The organism is Streptomyces sp. CA-251247, assembly GCF_050952975.1.
GTDB classification, from domain to species: Bacteria; Actinomycetota; Actinomycetes; order Streptomycetales; family Streptomycetaceae; genus Streptomyces; species Streptomyces achmelvichensis.
Genome location: NZ_CP191861.1, coordinates 620,749 through 644,476, shown reverse-complemented (window position 1 = coordinate 644,476; position 23,728 = coordinate 620,749). Strand labels below are relative to the sequence as shown.

At 70.6% G+C, this 23,728-nt stretch carries 25 protein-coding genes and 2 pseudogenes; 11 read left to right on the top strand and 16 right to left on the bottom strand.

Annotated features, from left to right (window positions below):
* Window positions 1–22 precede the first annotated feature (22 nt).
* The gene (locus ACQPWZ_RS02805) at window positions 23–403 is read right to left on the bottom strand and encodes a winged helix-turn-helix transcriptional regulator (RefSeq protein ID WP_340471517.1); all 381 of its coding nucleotides are present in this window, start codon (window positions 401–403) and stop codon (window positions 23–25) included.
* Window positions 404–546: 143 nt separating this feature from the next.
* On the opposite strand from ACQPWZ_RS02805, the gene ACQPWZ_RS02800 reads away from it, so the two are divergent.
* Window positions 547–954: a RidA family protein gene (locus ACQPWZ_RS02800; protein WP_433570506.1), complete on the top strand. Its 408-nt coding sequence runs from the start codon at window positions 547–549 to the stop codon at window positions 952–954.
* Window positions 955–1,068: 114 nt separating this feature from the next.
* Here the strand turns inward: ACQPWZ_RS02800 and ACQPWZ_RS02795 are convergent, their stop codons facing one another.
* The 5 genes and pseudogenes from ACQPWZ_RS02795 to ACQPWZ_RS02775 form a co-directional block, all read right to left on the bottom strand.
* Complete coding sequence (locus tag ACQPWZ_RS02795; RefSeq protein WP_433570505.1) at window positions 1,069–2,325, bottom strand: vWA domain-containing protein; 1,257 nt, start codon at window positions 2,323–2,325, stop codon at window positions 1,069–1,071.
* A complete protein-coding gene (locus tag ACQPWZ_RS02790) occupies window positions 2,322–3,593 on the bottom strand; it encodes an AAA family ATPase (RefSeq protein ID WP_433570504.1) in 1,272 nt (423 codons plus the stop codon). The genes ACQPWZ_RS02795 and ACQPWZ_RS02790 overlap by 4 nt, the downstream gene beginning before the upstream one ends.
* 62 nt (window positions 3,594–3,655) lie before the next feature.
* Complete coding sequence (locus ACQPWZ_RS02785; RefSeq protein ID WP_433570503.1) at window positions 3,656–5,074, bottom strand: hypothetical protein; 1,419 nt, start codon at window positions 5,072–5,074, stop codon at window positions 3,656–3,658.
* A 321-nt stretch (window positions 5,075–5,395) separates the two neighbouring features.
* Window positions 5,396–5,719: pseudogene (locus ACQPWZ_RS02780) on the bottom strand (hypothetical protein); the annotation flags it as partial.
* Between the two features lie 54 nt (window positions 5,720–5,773).
* Complete coding sequence (locus tag ACQPWZ_RS02775; RefSeq protein WP_340471511.1) at window positions 5,774–6,346, bottom strand: O-methyltransferase; 573 nt, start codon at window positions 6,344–6,346, stop codon at window positions 5,774–5,776.
* A gap of 243 nt (window positions 6,347–6,589) precedes the next feature.
* Here ACQPWZ_RS02775 and ACQPWZ_RS02770 point away from each other — a divergent pair, with 243 nt between their 5' ends.
* From ACQPWZ_RS02770 to ACQPWZ_RS02745, 6 genes and pseudogenes are all read left to right on the top strand, one after another.
* Window positions 6,590–6,811 carry a hypothetical protein gene (locus tag ACQPWZ_RS02770; RefSeq protein WP_340471509.1) on the top strand — a complete coding sequence of 74 codons (222 nt, stop codon included), beginning with the start codon at window positions 6,590–6,592 and terminating at the stop codon, window positions 6,809–6,811.
* 303 nt (window positions 6,812–7,114) lie between these two features.
* Window positions 7,115–8,769 (top strand): annotated as a pseudogene (locus tag ACQPWZ_RS02765) (TlrC/CarA/OleB/SrmB family ABC-F type ribosomal protection protein).
* A 365-nt stretch (window positions 8,770–9,134) separates the two neighbouring features.
* Entirely contained in the window at window positions 9,135–9,440 is a 306-nt protein-coding gene (locus ACQPWZ_RS02760) for a UBP-type zinc finger domain-containing protein (RefSeq protein ID WP_340471507.1), read from the top strand.
* Window positions 9,441–9,531: 91 nt separating this feature from the next.
* Window positions 9,532–9,804, top strand: a complete 273-nt coding sequence (locus ACQPWZ_RS02755) for a type B 50S ribosomal protein L31 (protein WP_340471506.1) — start codon at window positions 9,532–9,534, stop codon at window positions 9,802–9,804.
* 202 nt (window positions 9,805–10,006) lie between these two features.
* Window positions 10,007–10,309 (top strand): ArsR/SmtB family transcription factor, encoded by a 303-nt coding sequence (locus ACQPWZ_RS02750; RefSeq protein WP_327685762.1) that lies wholly within the window; start codon window positions 10,007–10,009, stop codon window positions 10,307–10,309.
* Window positions 10,306–10,698 (top strand): VOC family protein, encoded by a 393-nt coding sequence (locus ACQPWZ_RS02745; protein WP_340471505.1) that lies wholly within the window; start codon window positions 10,306–10,308, stop codon window positions 10,696–10,698. The genes ACQPWZ_RS02750 and ACQPWZ_RS02745 overlap by 4 nt, the downstream gene beginning before the upstream one ends.
* Before the next feature lie 124 nt (window positions 10,699–10,822).
* On the opposite strand, the gene ACQPWZ_RS02740 is transcribed toward ACQPWZ_RS02745, so the two are convergent.
* Entirely contained in the window at window positions 10,823–11,359 is a 537-nt protein-coding gene (locus ACQPWZ_RS02740; protein WP_433570502.1) for a DUF4240 domain-containing protein, read from the bottom strand.
* Window positions 11,360–11,496: 137 nt separating this feature from the next.
* Here ACQPWZ_RS02740 and ACQPWZ_RS02735 point away from each other — a divergent pair, with 137 nt between their 5' ends.
* The 3 genes from ACQPWZ_RS02735 to ACQPWZ_RS02725 all read left to right on the top strand — a co-directional run bounded on the left by ACQPWZ_RS02735 (window position 11,497) and on the right by ACQPWZ_RS02725 (window position 14,285).
* Complete coding sequence (locus ACQPWZ_RS02735; RefSeq protein WP_433570501.1) at window positions 11,497–12,072, top strand: DUF2165 domain-containing protein; 576 nt, start codon at window positions 11,497–11,499, stop codon at window positions 12,070–12,072.
* A 356-nt stretch (window positions 12,073–12,428) separates the two neighbouring features.
* Window positions 12,429–13,616: a glycoside hydrolase family 64 protein gene (locus ACQPWZ_RS02730; protein WP_356703466.1), complete on the top strand. Its 1,188-nt coding sequence runs from the start codon at window positions 12,429–12,431 to the stop codon at window positions 13,614–13,616.
* 132 nt (window positions 13,617–13,748) lie between these two features.
* Entirely contained in the window at window positions 13,749–14,285 is a 537-nt protein-coding gene (locus ACQPWZ_RS02725; protein ID WP_433570500.1) for a hypothetical protein, read from the top strand.
* A gap of 90 nt (window positions 14,286–14,375) precedes the next feature.
* Here ACQPWZ_RS02725 and ACQPWZ_RS02720 read toward each other — a convergent pair whose 3' ends face one another.
* The 3 genes from ACQPWZ_RS02720 to ACQPWZ_RS02710 all read right to left on the bottom strand — a co-directional run bounded on the left by ACQPWZ_RS02720 (window position 14,376) and on the right by ACQPWZ_RS02710 (window position 17,527).
* Window positions 14,376–15,146, bottom strand: coding sequence for a hypothetical protein (locus tag ACQPWZ_RS02720; protein WP_433570499.1), 771 nt, complete (start codon window positions 15,144–15,146; stop codon window positions 14,376–14,378).
* The gene (locus tag ACQPWZ_RS02715; protein WP_433570498.1) at window positions 15,143–16,765 is read right to left on the bottom strand and encodes a serine/threonine-protein kinase; all 1,623 of its coding nucleotides are present in this window, start codon (window positions 16,763–16,765) and stop codon (window positions 15,143–15,145) included. The genes ACQPWZ_RS02720 and ACQPWZ_RS02715 overlap by 4 nt, the downstream gene beginning before the upstream one ends.
* 198 nt (window positions 16,766–16,963) lie before the next feature.
* The gene (locus ACQPWZ_RS02710; protein ID WP_433570497.1) at window positions 16,964–17,527 is read right to left on the bottom strand and encodes a dihydrofolate reductase family protein; all 564 of its coding nucleotides are present in this window, start codon (window positions 17,525–17,527) and stop codon (window positions 16,964–16,966) included.
* A gap of 132 nt (window positions 17,528–17,659) precedes the next feature.
* Between ACQPWZ_RS02710 and ACQPWZ_RS02705 the strand changes: the two genes are divergently transcribed.
* Window positions 17,660–17,878, top strand: a complete 219-nt coding sequence (locus ACQPWZ_RS02705) for a hypothetical protein (protein ID WP_313948125.1) — start codon at window positions 17,660–17,662, stop codon at window positions 17,876–17,878.
* Window positions 17,879–18,270: 392 nt separating this feature from the next.
* Here the strand turns inward: ACQPWZ_RS02705 and ACQPWZ_RS02700 are convergent, their stop codons facing one another.
* The 6 genes from ACQPWZ_RS02700 to ACQPWZ_RS02675 all read right to left on the bottom strand — a co-directional run bounded on the left by ACQPWZ_RS02700 (window position 18,271) and on the right by ACQPWZ_RS02675 (window position 23,620).
* The gene (locus ACQPWZ_RS02700) at window positions 18,271–19,047 is read right to left on the bottom strand and encodes a metallophosphoesterase family protein (RefSeq protein ID WP_383239841.1); all 777 of its coding nucleotides are present in this window, start codon (window positions 19,045–19,047) and stop codon (window positions 18,271–18,273) included.
* The gene (locus ACQPWZ_RS02695; protein WP_328859614.1) at window positions 19,044–19,298 is read right to left on the bottom strand and encodes a hypothetical protein; all 255 of its coding nucleotides are present in this window, start codon (window positions 19,296–19,298) and stop codon (window positions 19,044–19,046) included. The genes ACQPWZ_RS02700 and ACQPWZ_RS02695 overlap by 4 nt, the downstream gene beginning before the upstream one ends.
* On the bottom strand, window positions 19,295–20,029 hold the full coding sequence (locus ACQPWZ_RS02690; protein WP_340471497.1) for a nucleotidyltransferase family protein: 735 nt from the start codon (window positions 20,027–20,029) through the stop codon (window positions 19,295–19,297). Before ACQPWZ_RS02690 ends, ACQPWZ_RS02695 begins: the two co-directional genes overlap by 4 nt.
* Before the next feature lie 68 nt (window positions 20,030–20,097).
* Window positions 20,098–21,144 (bottom strand): YihY/virulence factor BrkB family protein, encoded by a 1,047-nt coding sequence (locus ACQPWZ_RS02685; RefSeq protein ID WP_433570496.1) that lies wholly within the window; start codon window positions 21,142–21,144, stop codon window positions 20,098–20,100.
* Between the two features lie 132 nt (window positions 21,145–21,276).
* The gene (locus tag ACQPWZ_RS02680) at window positions 21,277–21,744 is read right to left on the bottom strand and encodes a DUF5709 domain-containing protein (RefSeq protein WP_340471495.1); all 468 of its coding nucleotides are present in this window, start codon (window positions 21,742–21,744) and stop codon (window positions 21,277–21,279) included.
* Window positions 21,745–21,958: 214 nt separating this feature from the next.
* A complete protein-coding gene (locus ACQPWZ_RS02675) occupies window positions 21,959–23,620 on the bottom strand; it encodes an IclR family transcriptional regulator domain-containing protein (protein WP_433570495.1) in 1,662 nt (553 codons plus the stop codon).
* Window positions 23,621–23,728 lie beyond the last annotated feature (108 nt).

Sequence of the window (23,728 nt, the reverse complement as noted above, 5' to 3'; positions counted from 1 at the left end):
GATCGACGCCCGCGAGTCCTCGTCAGGTGGTGAAGCGGCGGCGCGAGGCCTCGATGTGGCCGAGGTAGCGGTGGGTCCAGTCGCACATGCCGTCGATCGTCACCCGCAGGGCCTGGCCCGGCTCGGTGAGGGTGTACTCGACCCGCGGCGGAACGACGGGGTGCACCGTCCGCTCGACCAGGCCGTTGCGCTCCAGCATGCGCAGGTTCTGGGTGAGCATCTTGTGGCTGATGCCCTCGATCTCGTTCCGTATCTCGCCGAAGCGCAGGGTGTGCGCCCCCAGGGCCTCGATGATCAGGAGCGCCCACTTGTTGGCGACGTCCGAGAAGATCTCCCGCGCCAGCGAATCCGCACGCCTCAGGTCCGCTTCGTCGGGCGAGCCGCTGAACTGCTTGGTCACCATCAGGTTCCCCAGTCACCGAAAAGTGCGTTCTTCCACGTCAGCGGTCACTCTCCTACAGTTCCTGAGTAACCACAAGAGACCGGGATCGCCCCGGTCCGGTGACAGCGGGCCCCTGGGCCCGTCATGACAAGGAGGCGGGCAGCATGGCCATCACCCTGGTGAACCCCAGCGGATTGCCGGAGATCGATGCCTACCGGCAGGTGTCGATCGCGACCGGGTCGAAGCTGGTCTTCATCGCCGGGCAGGTCGCCTGGGACGCCGAGGGGACGACGGTCGGCGAAGGCGATCTCGCCGCTCAGGTCGAGCAGTGCTACCTCAACGTCGGCACCGCGCTGGCCGCGGCCGGTGGGTCCTTCGACGACGTGGCGAAACTGACCGTCTACGTCGTCGACTGGACCCCCGACAAGATGCCCCTGTTCCTGGAAGGCGTGGCCCGGGCGGCCGCGAAGCTCGGGGGCACCCCGGTGCCGCCGGGCACGCTGCTGGGAGTCGCGGCACTGGACGTACCCGAGCATCTCGTCGAGATCGAAGCCACCGCGGTCATCGACTGAACAGGCCTTCCCCACGCGGAGGTTGCCAGTGGTGCTCGAGACCGCGGAGCTTCGGACACCCTCGCGCCGGCACTATCGGTCGCCCTGCACTATCGGTCGCCGGCCCGAGCGGGCTCACCCAGCCCCGGGGCCGGACCCGATGTGCGTGACCCGTGCCCATGCGGGTGGCGAGTTCGGCACATAGTCCGGGTCGTCCTCGTCCCAGGTCGCGCGCGTCTGCCGAGGGAACAGACCCACCACCGTCCGGCACGGTGGTCGCCTGTCCGGCCAGGGCGTCTGGCCGTCGGTGAGGGCCACGACGACGTCCGGCCGGGGCTGCGTGCGGAGTGCCTTGGCGAAGCCCGTACGCAGATCCGTACCGCCACCGCCCATGAGCGGAATTCCCTCGGCGCGGCACAGCGAGTGCGCGAACTCGGCCGCCGCGTCGCACGGCACGACGGTGACCAGGTCGCGGCGGCCGCCCACGGCGCGGGAGATCGCGGCAACTTCGAGGAGCGCGCTGCCGAGTTCGGCGTCGCTGACCGACCCGGACGTGTCGATGACCACGGCGACCCGGGGCGGCACCCGCCGCAGGCTCGGCAGAACGGCGCCCGGCACCCCGGCCGAACGCCGCGACGGCCGGCCGTAGGTGTAGTCCTCGCCCGCACCGGCGGCGGAGGCCGCCGAGCGGACCGCCGCCCCCAGCAACTCCCGCCACGGCTGCGGCGGGTGGAAGGCTTCCTCCGCCCACCGCCGCCACCCCCGGGGCGCGCTCCCCGGACGGGCGGTGATGCCCTGCGCCACCCGGAACCGGACCGCGTCCCGTTCCTGGTCGCTGAGGCCGTGCGCGCCGTCCGGTCCCCGTTCCCACTCCCGTGACAGTCCGTCGGCGCCACTGCCGCAATCCAGCCAGGTCATGCTCTGCGTACGCGGCCCGAGCCCGAACTGACGCAGATAGTCCTCCATCAACTCCCCCTCGGGGAGCCCCAGGAGCGCCGGATCGACCGCGCCGTCGGGCCGGACCAGCCCGTCACCGAACGCGTCGTCGTTGATCTCGCAGTCCGCGGCGATGTTCATCCGAAGCCGTTCCCCCGGACCGGTCAGCCCGCGCTCCTTGGCGACCCGGTCGCTGCGGCCGTGATGGTCGCGCAGCAGGTGCGACACCTCGTGCACCCACACCCCGGCCAGTTCCTCCACCGGCGTCCGGGCCACGAAGCCCGGTGAGACATAGCACCGCCAGTGCCGGTCCACGGCCATCGTGGGTACCATCCGCGACTCCACGGTGTGCAGGGCGAAGAGCGCGGTCGCCAGGTACGGCCGGGCCCGGGCGGCCTGTAGCCGGGCGGCGAACAGTTTGTCGAGGTCCAGGGTCCCCGGTGCGTCCGGCATCATCGTCCGGCCTGCGTGGCGACCGCGGCACGGGCCGCCGCCTTGTCGGCTCGCCGGGACAGGGACACCACACCGGCGAGCCCTTCGATCGATGTCGGTACGTCCCAGTCCTCGCGGCGCAGCGAGGCGAGGGTGGTCGCGGGGACCACGACCAGATCCGGGGCTCCCGTCTCCAGCGCTCGTACCAGCAGTGCCCAGGCCGCGTCCCAACGGGACTTCTCCGGCCGGGTGCGGACCGCCTGCACGACACCGTCGAGCACGGCCTGGCGCAGATCTCCCCGGTCGGGCAGGACCGCACCCGCGGGGTCGGCGAGCAGCGCCTCGGGATCGGGGAGGTCCATGCGGTCGAGACCGGCCAGCAGTTCCAGCCCAGGACCGTCGCCCACGGTGCCCCTGACCAGCAGGGAGAGTACTTCCCGGGAGGAGCCGGCCGCGGTCGCGAAGGCGATCAGACACAGTGTCATGTCCCAGCTCCGCGGTGACGGCCACGGCCCGCCCCGGCGCATCTCGTTGCTGGGCAGCCGGTGCACGAGACTCGGGCGGGCGGCGAGCAGCCCGCACACCGCGCGGCGGGCGAAGTCCACGGCGTCCGGCAATTTCGCCGGGTCGAGCTGCGGCAGTGTGGCCCGCGGCCACGTCCCACCGAGGCCGCGTACCACCACCTCATGGTCGTGGGTCCACTGAAGATGGACGAAACGGTTGGCCAGCGGCGGACTCAGCTCCCAGCCGTCGGCAGCCGAGGACCGAGGGTTGGCGGCGGCCACGATCCGTACACCGGGCGGCAGTTGGAGTGAGCCGATCCGCCGCTCCAGCACAAGACGAAGCAGCGCGGCCTGAACGGCCGGTGGCGCCGTGGACAGTTCGTCCAGGAACAGCAGCCCCTTGCCGGCCCGCACGAGTCGCACCGCCCAGTCCGGCGGGGCCATCGGGACACCCTGTTCCGCCGGATCGTCCCCGACGATGGGCAGACCCGAGAAGTCGGACGGCTCGTGCACACTGGCGATCACTGTGGTCAGCGGAAGGTCCAGGGCCGCGGCGAGTTGTGTCAGGGCCGCGGTCTTGCCGATCCCCGGCTCACCCCACAGGACGACGGGCAGGTCGGCGGCGACGGCCAGCGTGAGTGCCTCCAGTTGTGTGTCGGGACGCGGTTCGGTGGTGGCATCGCGCAGCAGCGTCAGCAACGCACCGGCGACGTCGAGCTGGGAAGCGTGGGCGGGGTCGTCGGGGAGTGTGCCGGTGGAGGCAGCGGCGAACGGGGTGTATGTGGGCATGTCTGATCACCTTTGGGGTTCGTGAGGGTGGCGAGTGGGTGCGGAGGACCGAGGTCCCCGGGTCAGCGTGCGGTGGTGTGGCGCGGGCGGGAGCGCAGGTCACGGGGACGACAGGGGCCCGGGCGGAGGCGGTCGGGCCCGGGGCCGACCAGGCCTGCCCGGTAGAGCCCGTAGGCGATCCGGCGCCGCGCGGCCGCCTCCAGCGCGTCCCGTAGAGCGCCGTCACGCAGCACGGCCTCGGAGCCCAGGAGGCCCTCGACGACGGCCAGTGCACCGGAGGTGTCACCGTGCTCCAGACGTTCACGCACGCCGACGAGACAGTCCGGCCGACGATGTGCCTGGTCGATGAACTGCAGGCAGGGAAGGGGAGTACCGGTCAGTGCGACCAGCAGTTCTTCCCGCCGGATCTCGGCAGGGTCGTGATCCAGGGGCACGAGGAACCCGTCGACCAGACCGACCCGGTGCCGAACTCCCCGGCACTCCACGAGGTGTGGTTCTCCCGCCCCGGTGGGTACGGGGGAGCCGGCGGCCGGTGCGTGGTCGGGTACGAGTGCCGAGGCGACCAGGGGGTGCAGCCCGCCGGCCTCGATCGAACCGGTGCGGATCAGGTCCAGATCGGGCAGCACCCAGGTCGCCGCGTCGGGCAGGACGGGCAGGGTGGCGATGCTCCCGTCCGTGGGCGCCGGCGTGATCCGCAGGGCGGGCGGTCGGAGGCCGTCCCTGTCCGCGGCCGGCTCCAACAGCAGCCTGCGCCGTCCTCCGAACCGCACGGCGACGGTGCCGTCCGTCCGCCCCTCGGCGCGGAGCAGGATCGCCGCCTCGTCCGCCCACCGGTCAACGGCACACCGGAGCTCCCGGGGCACCAATCCCAGCGGATCCGGGTCCGGGTCCGGGTCCGGGTCCGGGGGAGGGGAGGCGGCGGACAGCGCACCTGCGCCGGACCGGACCCGCAGCGCATCGCTCCTGCGCGCGTCCCAGAGATGACGGTGCAGGTCGAGGCGGAACCGCCGGTCGGGATGGGGGTGCGGGTGTCGTCGGGCGCCGGGCTCGGCATGGGATCCGTCCCACAGCGCGAGGCTGATCCGCTGACCGCCGTCCGCCCAGGCAGGCGGAGTACGGACCACCAGGTGCACAGGCGATCCGTCGTCCCGCCCGGCAGCGTCGTACCGGGCGAGGGCAATGGTCAGACCTGGGCGCAGCAGTCCGTCGGGAGCGACCCTCGGCATGTGCCAGCGCAGCAAGTCGGGGGCCAGATGGCGGAGATCGGCCCGGATCCGGGTCGCGAGGTCGCGGCCATGAGTGCGGGCCACGGAGCGCAGATCGAGGTCGACATCGATGCCTGCGGCGGCGCATGCGCCTGCCCAGTCCCCGGCATGGCGGCGGGCGGTCGCAGTCTCGATCATGGACGGCGGCACGGCGTAGGCACGCACGCGCAGCCAGAAGGAAAGGCGGGAATCCCCGTTCGCGATCTGAGTGAGCATCAGCACTCACCTTGCGCGGACGGGACCCCCAATCTGTGAACAGAATGAGTGATCATCGTCGGCGAGCATAGCGCGCCGGACCGCGATCTGCCAGGTTCCGCGGGCGGGGCCGAGCCTCCGCCGGTCCGTAGGCTGCTGCACGGAGGAAGGGGAGTGGCATGGCGCCGGACCGTGACGACTCGAAGCTTGCGGTCCTCAACCGCCTGATCATCCGCACTGTTTGCCTGGCGATCGGCGTATGGGTGATCACCATTCTCGTCGGGACGGTGCTCTTCGTGTGGTGGTGACCTGATGGCGACGCGACGTGCCTGCGACGGCACGCTGGTTGGACTGCTGAGTCGGCCGGCCCGAGTAGTTGCGGGATGCCGGCCAGATGATGAGGTCACTGGCGATCCCGCCGATTTGTGTGTCGGTTTCGACGCTGTGTTCGCGGCGTGTGCTGTCGCGCAGGACGATTTCGTACCCGCCCTCGTCGAGGACGGCCACCGAGGCGAACCAGGCGGGGTCGTCCTCGTGGGGTTGGACGACGATGAACGTGTTGTCCGAGTCGTTGAGTTCGTTGATGAGGTCGAACAGTGCGTCCTCGGACGGGTCGTCGATGTGGTGCCCGTTCTCGCTGTCGGAGTAGTAGTAGGTTGCCGCCACGATCCGTTCTCCCCTGGTGCCGAGGTGGTGCCACGTTGCCGCAGGTCGGCTTGCCTAGACGCGCCGCGCCGCAACCACCGCTGAACTGACCGGTGTTGTCAGTACCTCCGTGGCGTCCAGCGCAGGATGTGTGAGGTAGAACAGGCGGAGCTCATCCACGTCACCCTCGAAACGCGGTGGCCAATGGGACGACGGGGTGAAGTCGTCCAGGACGAGCAGGCCACCGGGAGCGAGCATCTCGACGACCCGCCGTGGGTCGTCCCGCTTGCCGCCGCCGTCGCAGAAGAAGACGTCGAACGGGGCGTGCTGCTCCAGCAAGCGCCAGTCCCCGGTGAGCACGCTGACGCGCGTGTCGTCCGCGAAGACACCGGCCGCTCGACGGGCCAGCTCCTCGTCCCGCTCCACGGTGACCAGGCGCGCGTCCGCGCCCAGGCCACTGTGCAGCCAGGCGGTGCCCACTCCCGAGCCGGTGCCGCTCTCGGCAATGACCCCGTTGGGTTTCGCAGCAGCGGTCAGCCTCAGCAACCTGCCCACTTCACGAAGGCAACTCTTCTTGAATCCCGTCTCGGAGGCGACACGCTCTGCGGCCACCACGCGAGACGGGACCGCACGTTCTGCCATGGTCACGCCCCCTTCATCGTGAACGGGACGCTATCCGTCACCGGGAGCGTCCGTAGGGACTTTCAGCCGTCAGGCACCGTCGAACCCTTCCCGGTCGAAGCATTAGGGTCGCCCGGATGACCGAGGCGATGAGTGATCCACTGGAAGGATGCGGGTACGAGCACGTGAGGCGGCCCGCCCGTATGCGGCTGCCCGCGCCGCGGGCGCTCGGCGCGTGGGTGGCGAGTGGCAGAGGGGAGGAGACGACGCATGGCCGAGCAGCCGGGCCGCGACTGGACGGCCATGACGCGCGCGGACTTCGACCCTGACGTTCCTCTGCAGCTGGCAGTGCCCACGGGTCCTGCGGCCATTCCGGCCGAGCCCGACGCGTGCGGTACGGCCCCGCTGTTCGGCGACGAGTCACCCGTCCGTCGAGCCCCGCGCACGGTCCGGCGCCGGGCGGTGCGCATCGATCAGGACGGCCTCTTCTGAGTGCATGCTGACGATCGCGGTGTTGACGGTCTCCGGACGGTCGAGCCGCCAACTGCACAGGAATCGCAGCACAGTTCGTCGAGACGGCGGCCCCGGGGCCGGTTGTGCACACCTCGAAGGGAAGCGGCGCGACCGATCGCGAAAACCCCGTTGCCCGGTCCCCGGGTGCCCGCGTACCTTCGTCCGCATGGGAACTCTGTGATCGCCCCGCGCACGACCGCGTCGAGCTCTGCTCCGCGGTCGCGGCGTTGATTCGTCCTCGAATCCGTTCTACCGGCATCGGCCGAGAACTGGGGCTTTCGCATGCGTGCGCCACATCCCTCATCCCTCTCACAGCTTTCCCTGCGCGGTGTCTCCCGGCGGTACGACGACCGCACCGTGCTCGATCAGGTTTCGTTCAGCCTCGCCCCCGGTGAGAAGGCCGGCGTCGTCGGTGACAACGGGGCCGGCAAATCCACCTTGCTGAACCTTCTCGCCGGCAGGGAGCAACCCGACGCGGGGGAGGTGACCGTGACCGCGCCCGGCGGGACCGGGTACCTCGCCCAGAGCCTCGGCCTCCCCCGGAAGCCACCGTCCAGGACGCCGTCGACCTGGCGCTCGCGGAGCTGCGTGCACTCGAAGCGGCTCTGCGACAGGCCGAACGCGCCCTCGCGCAGGCCCCCGTGGACGCGGATCCGGCCGAGCGCCTCGCTGAGTACGCGCGGCTGACCGACCAGTACGAGGCCCGCGACGGTTACGGCGCCGACACCCGCGTGGATGCCGCGTTGCACGGGCTCGGTCTGCCGGGGCTCGCCCGGGACCGGCAGCTCGGCACCTTGTCGGGCGGTGAGCGGTCGCGGCTGGCGCTGGCCGCGACCCTGGCGTCCCGGCCCGAGCTCCTGCTGCTCGACGAGCCGACCAACGACCTGGACGACCGGGCCGTCGGATGGCTGGAGGAGCATCTGCGGACCCACCGCGGAACCGTCGTCGCGGTCACGCACGACCGCGTGTTCCTGGAACGGCTCACCACCACGGTTGTGGAGGTCGACGGCGGCCGCGTTTCCCGACACGGCAACGGCTACGCCGGCTACCTCGCCGCCAAGGCCGCCGAACGCCGCCGACGGCAGCAGCAGTACGACGAGTGGCGTGCTGAGCTCGACCGGAGCCGCCGGCTGGCCGAGTCCAACGTCGCGCGCCTGGGCAGCATCCCGCGCAAGATACCGAAGGCCATTTTCGGTTCCCCCGCGTTCCGCGCACGGGGGCGGGCCCACGGCGCGATGAGCCGTATCCGCAACGCCAAGGAAAGGGTCGAGCGGCTCACCGCGCACCCAGTGGCACCTCCGCCGGACCCGTTGTCGTTCACGGCCCGCCTCGCCACCGACAGCGGACCGGGCGAGGCGCCTGCGGCGAGGCTCGACGGTGTCGTGGTGGACGACCGGCTGTCGGTGCCCGAACTGCGGATCGGCCCGGCGGAGCGGCTGTTGGTCACCGGCCCCAACGGAGCCGGTAAGAGCACCTTGTTGCGGGTCCTGGCCGGGGAACTGGCTCCGGACGCGGGCACCGTGGTGGTTCCCGGGCGAGTGGGCCACCTGCGGCAGGAGGAAACGCCGTGGCCGTCGGCACTGACCGTCCTGGAGGCGTTCGCACAAGGCCGCCCCGGTGACCGGGACGAACACGCGGACCGGCTGCTGTCGCTCGGTCTGTTCGCACCGGAGGCGTTGCGGCTGCGCGTCGGGGAGCTGTCGTACGGCCAGCGGCGCCGCATCGAGCTGGCACGGCTGGTCAGCGAGCCGGTGGACCTGGTTCTGCTGGACGAGCCCACCAACCATCTCTCACCGGCGCTCGTGGAGGAACTGGAGTCGGCGCTGACCGGTTACGAGGGTGCGCTGGTGCTGGTCACCCACGACCGCCGGATGCGGTCGCGCTTCACCGGCCCGCGGCTGGAGTTGCGCGAGGGGGCGGTGGCCGGAGGACGGTGAAACGAGGGGACTGCCGTGCGTGTTTCGGTGCTGGGGCGCACGGCGGTCACCGCGTCTCCCGGGGGGTGGAGCGGGCTGTCGTCGATCCCCACGCCCGAGGTGTGCCGGGCCGTTGGAGAGCGGCTTCTCGCACCGGCCGGCCCTCGGACGGCAGTGGTCCCCGAGACGGAAAATGCCTGGTCAAGCACTCGTCTGCCGGTGCTCCGCTTGACACGGGGTGTCACGGTGGCAGGCTTGAGGCAGCGCCTGCTGCTGGAAATCCGGCGTGTTGTGCGGCCGACGCCGATGAGTCATGCCGGTACGTACAAGCCGGTACGTACGTCGCCCGCGGGTGGTCCAAGGAGATCTGCCGAGGAGGTGCCACGATGACTGACGTGTTCCGTGTCTGCAGTCACCTCGACCAGGTCCGGCCCGTGGTCACACCCGACAGCCCGGATTCCTGCAGGGAATGCGTCGCCGAAGGTGGCACATGGGTGCACCTGCGGGAGTGCCAGATGTGCGGGCACGTGGCCTGCTGTGACTCCTCGCCCGCCCGCCATGCCACCGCGCACAATGCCGCCACCGGCCACCCGTTGATCCGCTCGTACGAACCGGGCGAGACCTGGTGGTGGTGCTACGAGGACCAGGTGGTCTTCGACGTCGAGGGTGAGGGCCCGGCCCGAGCGGCCTAGACCTGGCCCGGTCGGTCCGGCAGTCCCCACGAGCGTGCGCGACGGGCGACGCGATCGTCGGTGACACACCTCTGAAGCTCAAGGAGCTGTCATGCAGGAAGACAAGCACCCGGCCTACCGTCCTGTGGTGTTCCGAGACCGTGCGGCGGGGTACGCCTTCCTCACGCGGTCCACGGCTACGAGCGATCAAGAGATCACCTGGGACGACGGCGAGACGTACCCGGTGGTGGACGTCGAGATCTCCTCGGAGAGCCACCCCTTCTACACCGGCAAGGCGCGGACGGTCGACTCCGAGGGGCGCATCGCCCAGTTCGAGCGTCGTTTCGGGAGCACCCCTGAGTCCGGCGGCGAGGGCCGTGCGTGAGGCGAGCGCGTGCCCGCAGCGCTGGGCCGTGTGAGTCACGTTTGATCTTGTGGGGCCGGCGGGCGCAGCCGAAGCGGCCTGATTCCGGACAGGGCCTTCCCGGTCCAGCGGCCATGTCCTGGCCGCCCTCCACGGCGGGGTGACACCGGACACGGGGCACCACGACTTGATAGGCAAGTGAATAGTTGCCTATCATGTGGGCGTGGCCGACGACCTTTTCAAAGCCCTGGCCGATCCCACCCGACGCACCATCCTCGACGAGCTCACGGAGAAGTCCGGACAGACCCTGTTCGAGATCTGCTCGCGACTGAGCATGAAGCATCAGCTCGCGATCTCACGCCAGGGGGTCTCCCAGCACCTCGCCGTGCTGGAGGCCGCCGGGCTCGTCGAGACCAGGCGGGAAGGCCGCTACAAGTTCCACGACCTGAACACAGCCCCACTTCGGCACATCGCCGAGCGATGGCTCGTGCCCGACACATCCGGACCGGAAGAGAGCACTCCATGAAGATCCGTATGACCAGCGTCTTCGTCGACGATCAGGCCAAGGCCCTGCGCTTCTACACCGAGATCCTCGGCTTCGTGAAGAAGCACGACGTCCCGGTGGGGGAGAAGGACCGGTGGCTGACCGTCGTCTCGGCCGACGAGCCGGGCGGCACCGAACTCCTCCTGGAGCCCGCCGGCCACCCGATCGTCAAGACCTACCGCGACACGCTCGTCGGCGACGGCATCCCGCTCGCCCAGTTCGCCGTCGAGGACGTGACGGCGGAGTACGAGCGACTGCGCGGCCTCGGCGTCCGCTTCACCCAGGAGCCCCTGGAGATGGGGCCCGTCACCACCGCCGTCTTCGACGACACCTGCGGCAACCTCATCCAGATCGCGACCCAGCCGCAGTAGACGGTCGGCCACGCGGGCCCGCCCGCGGCGGCGAGGGGTGGACCCGCGCCGGAATGCACCCGCGCCGGAATGCACCCGCGCCGGGAATGCATCCGCGCCGGGGATGCGACTCCGACGGCGCTGCTCAGTCCGTGAAGAGCGCGGCGATCCGGGGCAGTCGGGCGGCGATCCGGCCGTGGTCGTCGAAGTCGACATCCCAAGCGGGGTCGAGCTGGGGGTAGTTGATGCTGAAGGAGCCGCCGGGCAGCTGTGTTCCGGTGGCCTTCTCGTAGGCGTCCCAGGCGATGCTCAGGGTCCGTTCCCCTTCCAGATCCATGCCGACTCTCGCTGCCGCGCGGACGGCGGGCAGGTCGGCCAGACGGTCGGCATCGTCGACGACCTGCTCGAAGGTGGTACGGCCCTGGGTGATCAGCCAGCCGCGGAAGTACTCGAAACCGTCGTCCGAACATCCGCCGTTGATGAGATAGGCGGCAGCCCAGAGGGGCGCCTTGTACGACGCGGCCATCACGTCCCACAGGATCTGCTGGGCATCGAGGACCTGCTGGGGCTCGCGGGCGGCGAGCAGAGCCGTGGCCTGGCGGGCGATGTCCTCCGCATCGGTCGAATCCGCGGCCCGGCCGCGAGCTTGTTCCATGAGGTTCCAGAACTCTTCGGTGTCCATGGCGGCACAGCCTGGCACCCGGGTATGACAACCGACGGAAACCCGCCGTTCCGTGCACCCCGGAATATGCGGCAGCCGGAGGTGTTGAAAGCTACAACTCCCTTACGGCAAGGGGCTGTACGGCGACAGGAGGACGTGTGGCGGAGCGTAGACCGGGGTCACGTACCCGGCCGGACCGGATATCTTTCCTCGGCACCCTGCCCGTCGCGGCCACCGCGCTCACCGGCACCGTCGCGGTGTACATGGCTCTGGTGGCCTTCGGGAACATCACCGACTTCGACACCAATCGGCAGTTCGTCCAGCATGTGCTGGCCATGGACACCACGTTCAAGGACGAGGACGTCATGTGGCGGGCGATCGAGTCCCGCACGCTGAGCGACATCGCGTACGTCGGGATCATCGCCTGGGAAACGGTCGCCGCGGTCGTCCTCGTCGCGGCCACCTGGTGGTGGGTGAAAGGCCTCGCGCGAGGGGAGTTCGCCCGGGCGCGCCGGGCGGCCACTCTGGGCCTGACCATGATGCTGCTGCTCTTCGGACTCGGGTTCATCGGCATCGGCGGTGAGTGGTTCCAGATGTGGCAGTCGTCCGACTGGAACGGTCTGGACGCCGCGAGTCGCAATGTGATGCTCGCTGCCTTCGTCCTCGTCGTGATCCATCTGCCCGCGGTGCGCGGTCGGGACGACAAGGCGGCGGTCGTGGGCCCGGAGAGGTGAGTACGGCTCGGTGAGCCCGCCGGCGCCGGGCAGGTGCCGCAGGGCTGCCCGGCTGCACCGCTGCAGCGTGGTCGGCGCCGGAGATGTGACGGAGGCCCGTCACATCTCCGAGAGCGCTCCCACTTCGTCCGCGCGCCCACCTGACCCCATGCACCAGGCCTCGCTCGCCCCCCCGCCCGGCCGGATCGACAGACCCAGCTGTGTCAGGTTCATTGACAGAAGATGAACGCGGCCGGATTCTGAGAGCGCTCTCACCCTTCAGGCACCGTCCATTCCCTCCCCTCTGGCGCCCCACAGGCCGCGTGGGCGCCGCACTTCCCGTCCCTCGGGATTCACCCCCACAAGGAGGAAAGAGCGTGTTCCGCTTACCGAAAGTGCTCGCGTCCGTGGTGTCGGCTTTGGTCGTCGCCACGGGTCTGACGGTCCTCGGTCCGTCGACATCCGCGGAGGCCGTGCCGGCGACCATTCCGCTCACGATCAAGAACAGCTCGGGGCGCAGCGAACCCGTCTACATCTACAACCTGGGCACCGAACTCTCGTCGGGCCGGCAGGGCTGGGCCGACGCCAACGGCACGTTCCACCCCTGGCCGGCGGGAGGCAATCCGCCGACGCCCGCCCCCGACGCCTCGATCGCGGGACCGGCCAACGGGCAGACCAGGACGATCCGGATGCCCAAGTTCTCGGGCCGCGTCTACTTCTCCATCGGCCAGAAGATCGTCTTCAAGGTCACCACCGGCGGTCTGGTGCAGCCCGCCGTGCAGAATCCGTCCGACCCCAACCGCAACATCCTGTTCAACTGGTCCGAGTACACGCTGAACGACGCCGGTCTGTGGATCAACAGCACCCAGGTCGACATGTTCTCGGCTCCGTACGCGGTGGGCGTCAAGCTCGCCAACGGCACGGTCAAGAACACCGGCAGGCTCAAGCCGGGCGGGTACAACGCCGTCTTCAACCAGCTGCGTTCGGCGGGCTGGGGCGGGCTGATCCAGAACCGCCCCGACGGCACTCCGCTGCGTGCTCTGTCACCCGGTCACGGCATCGAGGCGGGTGGCCTCTCCGCCGGCGTCATGAACGACTACATCAACCGGGTCTGGAGCAGGTACAGCTCCTCCACGCTCACCGTGACGCCGTTCGCGAACCAGCCGAACACCAAGTACTACGGCAGGGTCTCGGGCAACGTCATGAACTTCACCAACGGCTCGGGAGCTGTGGTGACGAGCTTCCAGAAGCCCGACTCCGACAGTGTCTTCGGCTGTTACAAGCTCCTCGACGCGCCGAACGACCTGGTCCGCGGCCCGATCTCGCGCACCCTGTGCGCGGGCTACAACCGCTCGACGCTGCTGACCAACCCCAACCAGCCCGACCCCAACAACGCCAACTTCTACCGGGACGCGGTCACCAACCACTACTCGCGCATCATCCACGGGCAGATGGTCGACGGTAAGGCGTACGGTTTCGCCTTCGACGACGTGGGCGCTCATGAGTCCCTGGTGCACGACGGCAACCCGCAAGAGGCCTTCATGACACTGGAACCGTTCAACTAGGCCCTGACCTACCGCTGGGCCCTGTCCGGAGAACGGCCGGACAGGGCCTGCCGGCCCGTCCGCCGCTGTCGTACCCCGGTTCTATGGTGGATCTCCCGATGGACCAGGACACCTACGGACGGGGCGAACGGCATGACGGACTTCACGGGACGCTGGACACTGCTCGGCGCGGTCTCGCACGACCCCGACGTGGCGTACGAGTCGGAGGACGAGATCAGGATGGACGCGGTGATCGGCGGCACCCGGCTGGACCTGGAACTGCTCCTGCACAAGTGGCTCGCGGGCGAGACGTTCGACGCGGAACCGCCCCTGGGGCCGGCGTCGGGACTGACCCTGGACATCGGTGACGACGACACCTTCACGGAGTCGGGCACGGCCGAGGTGGAGTGGTTCTGCGAGGAGGGTGTCCTCGAACCCAAGGCCCTGCCGTTCGACGGCCGGATCGTCACCACCCCGGCCGGGAGCCACCTCCTGCTGCACGGCGCTGGGACCGAGCCGGCCTCCGCCGACGGCCACCGGTACGGCGACGTCCGGCTGCGGCTGGACGACGGTGACACACAGATCACCGACACCGTCGTACTGGACGGAGACCGGCTGCGGCGGACGGTGTCCGTGGTGACCGACGAGATGTACCTCAGCCGCGTGCGGTACGAATACGGGCGCGCCTGACCCCGCAATCCGCCTGCCCCCTGCGATCCGCCGAGTCCGAGTCCGAATCCGGAACCCGCGATCCGCGCGCCGGGTCTCTGCCGCCTTCCGTCACGGGCAGCTGTACGCGAACCGGACGTCTGCCGTCCGCGGGGACGGTGAGACGATCCGCAGTTCCGCCCGGGCGCGGTACTCCCCGGACCCGTGGAACGTCCACAGCAGATGCAGACGCGCCCGCTCCTGGCCGCGCGTCAGCTTCTCGGTCAGCAGACCCGATGTGGTGCCGTCGCTCCTGGCCCAGCGGTAGGTGAGGGTGCCCGGCCGGCCGTTGGTGTCCACCACGCCCACCACATCGGCCGTGCCGTCGCAGCCGGGACCCTCGGTGACCGTACGGACGGACACGTCCTGCACGGCGAGACCGGGCCCGAAGCGCTGCCAGGCGAGGAAGGCGAGGACCGCCAGCAGCACCACACCCGCCAGGGTGTACCGGCGGAGGCCGCCGCGACGGGGTTTCTCGGGAGGCCGGCCGTCCTCGGGCCGTCCCGCCAGGGTGCCGCCGTGCCAGACCGCGGCCGTGGAGTTGTGGGCGACGCGGTCGCGGGCGAGCGCCGTCACGCCCGGCCCGAAGCGCAGGACCTCCCCCTCCACCCGGTCCGGCTCCGCGTCCGGCCGCACGCGCTGGACCAGGGTCGCCCTCTCGGTGGCGGTCTCGGGTTCGGGTTCGGGTTCTGGACGTTCGAACCACTGGCTGCCGAGCGCGGTCGCGCTGTACTCGTCACCGCCGTCGTCGTGGCCTCGTCCGACCTCGGAGTGGTCACGGCTGCCCTCGGAGCCGGGTCCGCCGTCGTGGTCACGGAGATCGTGGGTCCGGTCGTCGCTCATGAGATCGTGCACCGCCGGATGAAGACCTGCTGGGAGGAACTGCCGGAGGCGGCTGCCGGGTTGGTCGACGCCCGCACGCCCCAGTAGCAGCCCTTCCCCTGGAAGGTGTGGTCCAGCGCCAGCGTGTACTGCGTCGCGCCGCTGCGCTCGAAGGTCTGCGACCCGTCCGGGACGCCGAGTTGCCCTTGGGCATCTCCGGTGAACCAGGTGATGACGACGGTGACGGGCCCCGTTCCGTCGGTGGCGACGTCCACCGACGCGACGCCGCCCGTGGTCGACACCTGGCGCAGGCCGGTGACGGAGACGGACTTGACCCTCAGCGGAGCTGTGGTGGGCTCCGACGGTGTGGGTGCGGCAGTCGTGGGGTCCGCCGTCGGTGGGGTCGGGGGAGTGGTGGGCGGGTCGACCACCGGTGTGGGCGTGGCGGTTCCGCCGCTCGCGGTGTCGGTCGGGGACGGGGAGTCCGTGGCGGACGGTGAGGCGGATGCGGAGAGGGAGGGGCTCGCCGAGGGGGACGGGTCCTGGCTCGGCCAGACGGTCGTGCCGGGCCGGGCACTGGTGGTGGCGAGACTCTGGGCCGTCAGCTGCGGGACGCCGCCGCCCGTGGCATCCGCGGCCACCACGACGAGTACCGCGATGACGATGGCAGCGACACCGGTCAGGATGCCCCGGAGGCCGGGCTTCCAGCTGCCGCCGCGTCCTGCGCCGAGCGCCGTCGTGGCCACCGCGGTCGTTCCCGCCGACTGCCCGCCGGCGGAGGGGAACAGCAGCGGCAGGAGGGCCGCCAGCGCGGCGAGCCGGCGCTGGCCCCGCTCCTCCCAGTCCGCGCCGTACGCGGCCAGGGCGACGTCCTCCAGCTCGTTGACGAACGCCGCCGCGTTCTCGGGGCGTTCCTCCGGGGTCTTCGCCAGTCCGCGCCGGATCAGCGGCCGTACCGGCTCGGGGGCTTCGTCGTCGGGGACCGGCGCGCCGATGTGCTGGAGGGCCAGTTCGGCGAAGTTCTCGCCGGTGAACGGCTTGTGTCCGGTCAGGCATTCGTAGAAGGTCGCGGTCGCCGCGTAGACGTCGGCGGCCGGTGACGCGGGTTCCCCGTTCCACTGCTCCGGCGCCATGTACGCGGGAGTGCCGGCCACCCCGGGGGTGGTCCCACGGCCCGCCGCGATACCGAAGTCGACCAGCTTGGACGAACCGTCCGCGGCGACCAGGACGTTCTCCGGTTTGTAGTCGCGGTGGACGACGCCCGCCCGGTGGGCCGCGGCCAGCCCCAGCAGGGAGCCCTTGAGGACCACCAGTGCGGCCTCGGGCCCGGTGGCGCCCTCGCGGAGCAGCAGCGTGCGCAGGGCGACACCGTCGACGAGCTCCATCACGATGGCGGCGCCGTGCGGGGCTTCGACGTACTCGTACAGACCGACGACGTACGGCGAGTCGAGACCGCCGAGCAGCCGGGCCTCGGAGCGGAAGTCCTGGACGAAGGCGGTGTCCGTCCGCAGCGTCTCGCTGAGGTACTTGACGGCCACCGGAACGCCCGTCCCGTCATGGACGGCCAGGACGACGCGCCCGCTGGCGCCGGAACCCAGCTCACGGCTCTCCGTGTACCCGGGCACTGTCCACGCGTTCATCCGTCCCCCTTGCCGCAAGCGCTCCCGCCGGATGTCCGGGGCGTGGTCGCACCGAACGCGACCGCCGCACGGTAGCCCACTTGCTCTCCTCAGGGCAGACACAATTCCGTCACGACCGGTTCCCGCGCCCCGGGGCCGGGGGACAGCTCCCTGCCGACCAGCCCCTCCCGTCCTCGCCTGTCGGACGGCCGTCAGCGCCTAGGCGGTCCGGTAACGCAGCAACAGCACACCGGAGTTGAACGGACGTGTCTCCACCAGGCGCAGTCGCGGGACCTTCTCGGCGTCCTCGAAGAGACGCTGCCCGTGGCCGATGACGACCGGGTACACGAAAAGCCGGTACTCGTCGACGAGTCCGGTCCCGACGAGGTCACGCACCAGGGTCATGCTGCCGGTGGTGACGATGTCCTTGCCCGGTGCGGACTTCAGCGCCTCCACCTCCTCCGCGAGACCGCCGCGCAGAACGCTGGTGTTGTCCCACTCGGGATCGTCCAGGGTGCCGGACAGCACGTACTTGGACACCGAGTTGAGGTAGTCCGACACGCCTGTCGTGTCATCGGTCCGCCGGGGCCAGAAGCCGCGCATCTCCTCGAAGGTCACCCGCCCGACGAGCAGCGCGTCGGCGGCCGCCATCTGGGTGCCGAGTGCTGCCTCGATGTCGGACTGGTCCGCCTCAGCGTCGACCCCGGCCGGGCCGAACCAGCCCTCTGCCGCGTCGATGACTCCGTCGAGCGTGATGTTCTCGGTGATGATCAGATCGCGCATGTCCGAGCTCCAGACGTCGGTTCGGTCTTCTTCATCGGACTGCCGCCGTGCGCCGGACTCATCGGGTTGCCGGACTCATCGGGTTGTGGCGTCCGGGATGCATTCGCGCTCCGTGCGAGGCACGGTGGAGGCATGCCTCCTCACCCACCGGTCATCGTTCACCCTCCGTCGCCCAGCGGCGGCCGTAGAGTGACCATCCACGGACAGATCGCCGGCCTCGCGCACGGCCGCGGCGACCTCGCGGAACTGCTGCGCAAGGAACTCGGTGCCCAGGACGAGGTGATCGATCTGTCCGACACGGATCTGATCGAGTGGCGTGGCGGCGGAGTCGACGACTGGCCGCATCCCTGAGGAGCGAGCCGCATCGGGAAAGCAAGCCGCATCGGGCAAGAGGAAGCCCCGGCTGGAGGGGGGAATCCAGCCGGGGCGGTACGAGGTGGACACGGAGGGCGGTCGCCTCGCGGCGAAAGGCTCCATGGGGCTTCAGCCGAACGATCTTCCCCAGGGGCTATAGGTAGGGCCCGGGGACACTGTCCCCTCCGCAGCCACATACCGCTCAACGGGCGACCGGCCCCCGTTGTTCCGGTATTCACCGTTCCGGCATGTGATGTGCCTCATGCCGACCACAGCCGTGGCGCCAGGAGTCGTCACGCAGGTGCGAGCCGGCCCTGGGCCCGACCGCGTCGGTCACCACGGCCGGTTCGGGGAGTTCCGCCCGATCCATGGCCGCGACGCCGGCGGCCTCAGTGGAGGGCGCCCGCTCCCGTGCTCGCGGCGCGGGCCTGCGCATCATCGTCGTGGACGGCCAGGTGGTAGACGGCGAACGCCCTGCCGATCACCGGCTGGGCGACATTGCGCACCCGTACACCGCCGCTGGTCATCCCGTGCTCGGCGCCGTGATGCGCGTGCCCGTGCACGGCGAGGTCGGCCCCCGCCGCGTCCATCGCCTCCGCCAGCAGATAGCTGCCGAGGAAGGGGAAGATCTCCAGCGGCTCGCCCGCCAGCGTGTCCGCCACCGGCGCGTAGTGCGTCAGCGCGATCCGGACGGTGCAGCCGCGCTCCTTCAGATCCTCCAGGGAGCGCCGCAGTTCCTCCGAGCACCGTTTCGTCAGGCGGATGAAGTTCTTCATCTCGGGTTCGCCGAAATCGCCGCCCTCGCGTCCCGCGAAGCCCCCGCCGAAGCCCTTGGTCCCGGCGATTCCGACCCGTACGCCGCCGATGTCGAGCACCGTGCCGTCGCCTTCCAGCACGGTGACGCCGGCCTCGCCGAGCAGCTGCGCGATCTCGGTCTGGAGATCGCTGTGGTAGTCGTGATTGCCCAGCACGGCGACCACCGGCACGTCGAGGCCGGCCACCTCCCTGGCCACGACCGCGGCCTCGTCGAGCGTCCCGTGCCGTGTCAGGTCCCCGGCGAGAAGCAGCAGATCCGCGCACTCGCCCAGCGTCTCGAAGGCGGGGCGGAGCACGCCGGCACTGTCCGGGGCCATATGGATGTCGCCGACTGCTGCTACGCGGATCACGCCAGCTCCTCGGGGTGGTCGGGGGCGGTGGCGCACACCACCACCAGGTCCTCACGGACGGGCAGCCCCGAGAGCTCGTCCTCGGCGATACGCAGAATCTCGTCGCGGCAGGCGGCGCTCGGCACGCTGCCGGACAGCAGGACGCTGTCACCGCGCATCTCGATCCGCACGCCCATCTCCGCGGCGGATCCCTTCGCCAGGCGCTCGCGCAGATGGGCGATGCGGTACTCGGCGGTATCCGTGTGGCTCATGCGTCCTCGTCCCCCTGCTCGGTGTCCGTACCCCGCTCGTCGATGATCTCCAGACGCTCCAGGAGGTAGAGGAAGGCGTCGGGCATCGGGGCGTCCTCGTAGTCCCCGCGCAGCCGGTCCCAGTCGATCTTCTCCCGCAGCGTCCGGGCGATCGGCAGGACGGCGCCGAAGTCGCAGTGGTGCTCCGAGAACGCGGCCATCAGGCTGCTCACCAGGTCGGTCGGGGAGAGGACCGGCATCCGGACCGAGTCCACCGGCAGGATCTCCGCCCGGTCCAGCAGCTCGTGCGTCACGGGCCGCTGAGCGAGCTCGAAGATCAGGTCGATCTCCTCGCCATGGCTGCGCGCCTTGATCAGCCAGTCCTCGGGAGGCGTGCGGACCTCGACGCCTGCGGCCTCCAGCTCCTGGGTCACCGCCTCGGCGTCCTCGCGCAGGATGCAGAAGTCCACGTCGTGCTGGAAGCTCGCGGGCACCCCGTGCGCGTAGGCGGCGACGCTGCCCACGAGGGCGAAGGGGTGTCCGCCGCTCTTGAGCCGGGCGGCGACGTGCTTGGTGGCCTCCAGGATGGCCTGCGTACGGTCCGGCGGCAGGGGCCATGGACTGCTCCGCCGGCCGGCGCCCTGGGCGGCTTCGGCGGGGAGACCGGTCGCCGGGCTGCCGACGGCCAGGTGCAGGCCGGCCGGCTCCGCGCGGTCGCCCAGCTGCGTGGCGTCCTGAGAGTGCTTGCTCACGAGTGCACCGTCCTCCTCGTTGGCCGGCGGGGAACTGTCGGCCCCCCGGCCTGTGGCGTGGTCCCTCTTCACTCCGTGCCCATTTCCCGGCGTTCATCATCGCTCCAGGCCCGGGTGTCACGGGGCTGGACGTACGGTTCCTCGTCCGCGGGGTGCCCGCCGACGATGGCCCGCTCCCGCGCCATTTCGGCGTCGAACTCCAGGCCGAGCAGGATCGCCAGATTGGTGATCCACAGCCACACCAGAAAGATGATCACGCCGGCGAGGGTGCCGTAGGTCTTGTTGTAGGAGGCGAAGTTCGCCACGTAGAGGGCGAAGCCGGCGGACGCCGCGATCCAGATCAGCAGGGCCAGGAAACTGCCGGGGGTGACCCACTTGAAACCGCGCCCCTTCGCGTTCGGGGAGGCCCAGTACAGGATCGCGATCATGATCGTGACGAGCAGGACCAGGACGGGCCATTTCGCGATGGACCACACCGTCAGCGCGGTGTCCCCGATGCCGAGGGCGCTGCCCACCTGCCGGGCGATTCCGCCCGTGAACACGACGATCAGCGCGCTGGCGCAGGCCAGGACCATCAGCACCACCGTGATGACGAGGCGCAGGGGAGTGACCTTCCAGACCGGGCGGCCCTCGGGGATGTCGTAGACGGCGTTGGAGCTGCGGATGAACGCCGCCACATAGCCCGAGGCCGACCACAGCGCCACCAGCAGACCGACGATCGCCAGGACCGATCCGGTGCCACTACTGGCCTGGAGCTGCTCGACGGCGTTGGAGATGATCTGGCGCGCCGATCCGGGCGTGAGCTTCTCGAGATTGTCGAGAATCGACTGCGTGGTGGACTTCCCCGCGACGCCGAGCAGTGACACGAGCACCAGCAGCGCCGGGAACAGCGCGAGCACTCCGTAGTACGTGAGCGCGGCGGCCCGGTCCGCGAGTTCGTCGTCCTTGAACTCCGCGGCCGTCCGGCGCAGCACCGCCCACCACGACTTCCTGGGCAGCTCCGCCGGAGTGTCCGGGGCCTCCTCGGACTCGCCCGGAGGCGGGTTCCCGGTCTGCGCCGAGGGGTCCTCGGCGTGTGCCGGAGGCTGTTCCTTGGTGTGCCAGATACGTGCCATGCCGTTACGGGTAACCGCAAAACCGCTGAAGTCACCTGCCCGGCAGAAGTCCCGCCGTGAGGCGGCCGTGCCGTTGCCCGGCGGGCCCGCAGCCGCTCCTCCGGGCGGACGACGACACTGTGCGGACACTCCCTAGGGGGCGCCGTCCTCCTCGTCGGGAATCGTGTGCATCGCGGCTTCCTCCGCGGACGCCGCGCCACCGTCGATGCCGACGTCCCGCGCGGTCACATCGTTGTGCTGACGGGACGCGTAGCCGTCCTGGGTCAGCCTGCCCGAGCGGGCGTCTCCCGCTTCGTCGTCGAGGGGCTCGCCCTCGCCGCGGGGCAGATCGCCGATCCCGTCGCCCGGCTCCGGCTCGACGTCCGGGGTCTCCTGGGCGAGCCGCTGATCGAGGGACTCACCCTCCCGCTGTTCCTCGCCGGTGGTGCCGTACTTCCCCACACCCAACGGGCGCTCGGGCGGTGAGTAGCCTTCCTCGACGATGTCGTCCAGATCCCGCTCGCCGATCGCGTTCTCCAGGTCGAGATCGTCGGTCGGACGGTTCTGGCTCTCCGTCGCGTCGGGCTGGTACACGTCGTCGCCGCGTGCATCGTCGGACATGTCACGCTCCTCGTCTCCCGTGAGATCGGCCCCGTGGTGGGCGGGCACAACTCAGTGCACGTGCCGCACGGACGTGCGTACGCGCAAAGTCGCACATTCCGGGTGCCCGAAGAGAAGCGGGTAAACCTCTGGGGCTGCTGGGAAGTCCCGGCGCCATGAGGACGGCGTCCTCGGCCGCGGGGGCCTGCTCGGGCCGAAGCCGCAGGGCCGCCGGTCAGGACGACGGGATCCTGGTGAAGCGTCCGGCGATGCGCAGATCGGCCTCGATCCGGGCGGCCGCCGACCGCAGCGCGGGCAGCACCTCCGCCAGGCACTGGTCCACGGTGCGGCGACTGCTGTGCATGGCGACGTTCACGGCTCCGACCGCCCTTCCACCGAGATCTCGCACCGGCACGGCCAGAGAGCGCAGGCCCTCTTCGAGTTCCTCGTCCACCACTGCGTAGCCGTCCTGCGCCACCTGTGCGAGAACGGCGTCGAGCCGCTCCCGGTCGGTGACGGTCCGGGAGGTCAGTGCGTGCAGTTCCGTTCGTGCCAGCAGCGCGGCGCGCTCGCGCGCCGGCAGGTCGGCCAGCAGGACACGCCCCATGGATGCCGCGTACGCCGGAAATCTCGTGCCGATCCCGATGTTGACGCTCATGATGCGGCCGGTCGCGACCCGGGCCGTGTACTGGATGGCATCGCCGTCGAGCACCGCCAGGGACGCCGAGTCGTGCACCTCCTGTACGAGGGCGGCCAGATGCGGCGAGGCGATGTCCGGCAGCGTGATGCGCGACAGCGGCGGATACCCGAGCGTCAGCACCTTCGGGGTGAGGCGGAAGGTCCGCTCGCCTGCTTCGACATGTCCGAGGTGCTCGAGGGTGATCAGCGCGCGGCGGGCGGTGGCGCGCGCGAGTCCGGTGGCCTGGGCGACCGCGGCGAGCGTGAGCTCCGCGCGTCCCTCGCCGAAGGCGGTGACCACGGTCAGCCCGCGGGCCAGCGATTCCACGAACTCGGCGCCGAGTTCCTGCTTGGAGGCGCCGGTCCAGGCGGCGAGCCCGCCCGCCCGGGTCTCGGTCGCCACCGGGCTCGTCCTCAGCCGCTCCTCCATCGCGGCCACGGCGTCCCGCGCCCGCGGCAGCAGCGACTCGCGCATCGAAGCCTCGGTGTGACGGCTGGTGTGGCTCACCACGCCGACGGCGCAGACCACCCGGCCGTCGGGGGAGCGGACCGGCAGGGCGAGCGTGATCAGGCCCGGTTCGACGAGCTGGTCGTCCAGGGCCCAGCCCTGTATGCGGGCCTGTGCGGCACGCTGCTCGAAGCCGGGACCCTCCTCGGCGGGGTCCGTGGGTGGCAGGACGGGCAGGACGGCGTGGCCCTGCGGGTCGGCGCCGCGCCGTGCGCGCCAGTGCGACCACTCCTCCTCGCTCCAGGATGCGGCGAACACCGCTCCCTGCGCGGTCCGTTCGGCCGGCAGCAGGTCTCCGATGCCGAAGGTGAGCGACATGGCACGCCGCCGCCTCGTCCGGTGGACGAAGCGGATGCCGTCACCGTCGGGCACGGCCAGCGAGACGGACTCGTCGAGTGCGTCGGCGAGCTGTTCCGCGAGCGGGCCGAGCGGGCCGGGCAGCCGGATCGCGGCGAGGTAGGCGTTGCCGAGCTCCATCAGCCGGGGCGCGAGGACGGCGGTGTGTCCGTCGAGCCGGAGGTGGCCCATGCGCGCCAGGGTCGCGGTGATCCGGTCGACGGTGGAGCGGGCGAGTCCGGTGGAGCGTACGAGCTCGCTGACGGTGGCCCGACCGCCCGCCTCGCTGATGTCCTCGAGGACGGCGATACCGCGCATCAGCGGGCCCACGGCCTCGCGGGGCGCCGCGTCGGAGATCGGGATCGTGACGGCCATCGGCCCTCCGTACGGTCGTCCTGCGTCGATGTCCTGGAGCCCGGGCTCGGCCCGCAGCCGCCCCGTGGGGCCGTTGACATCGCGTGGCCGGTGAACGCACACTCGGCG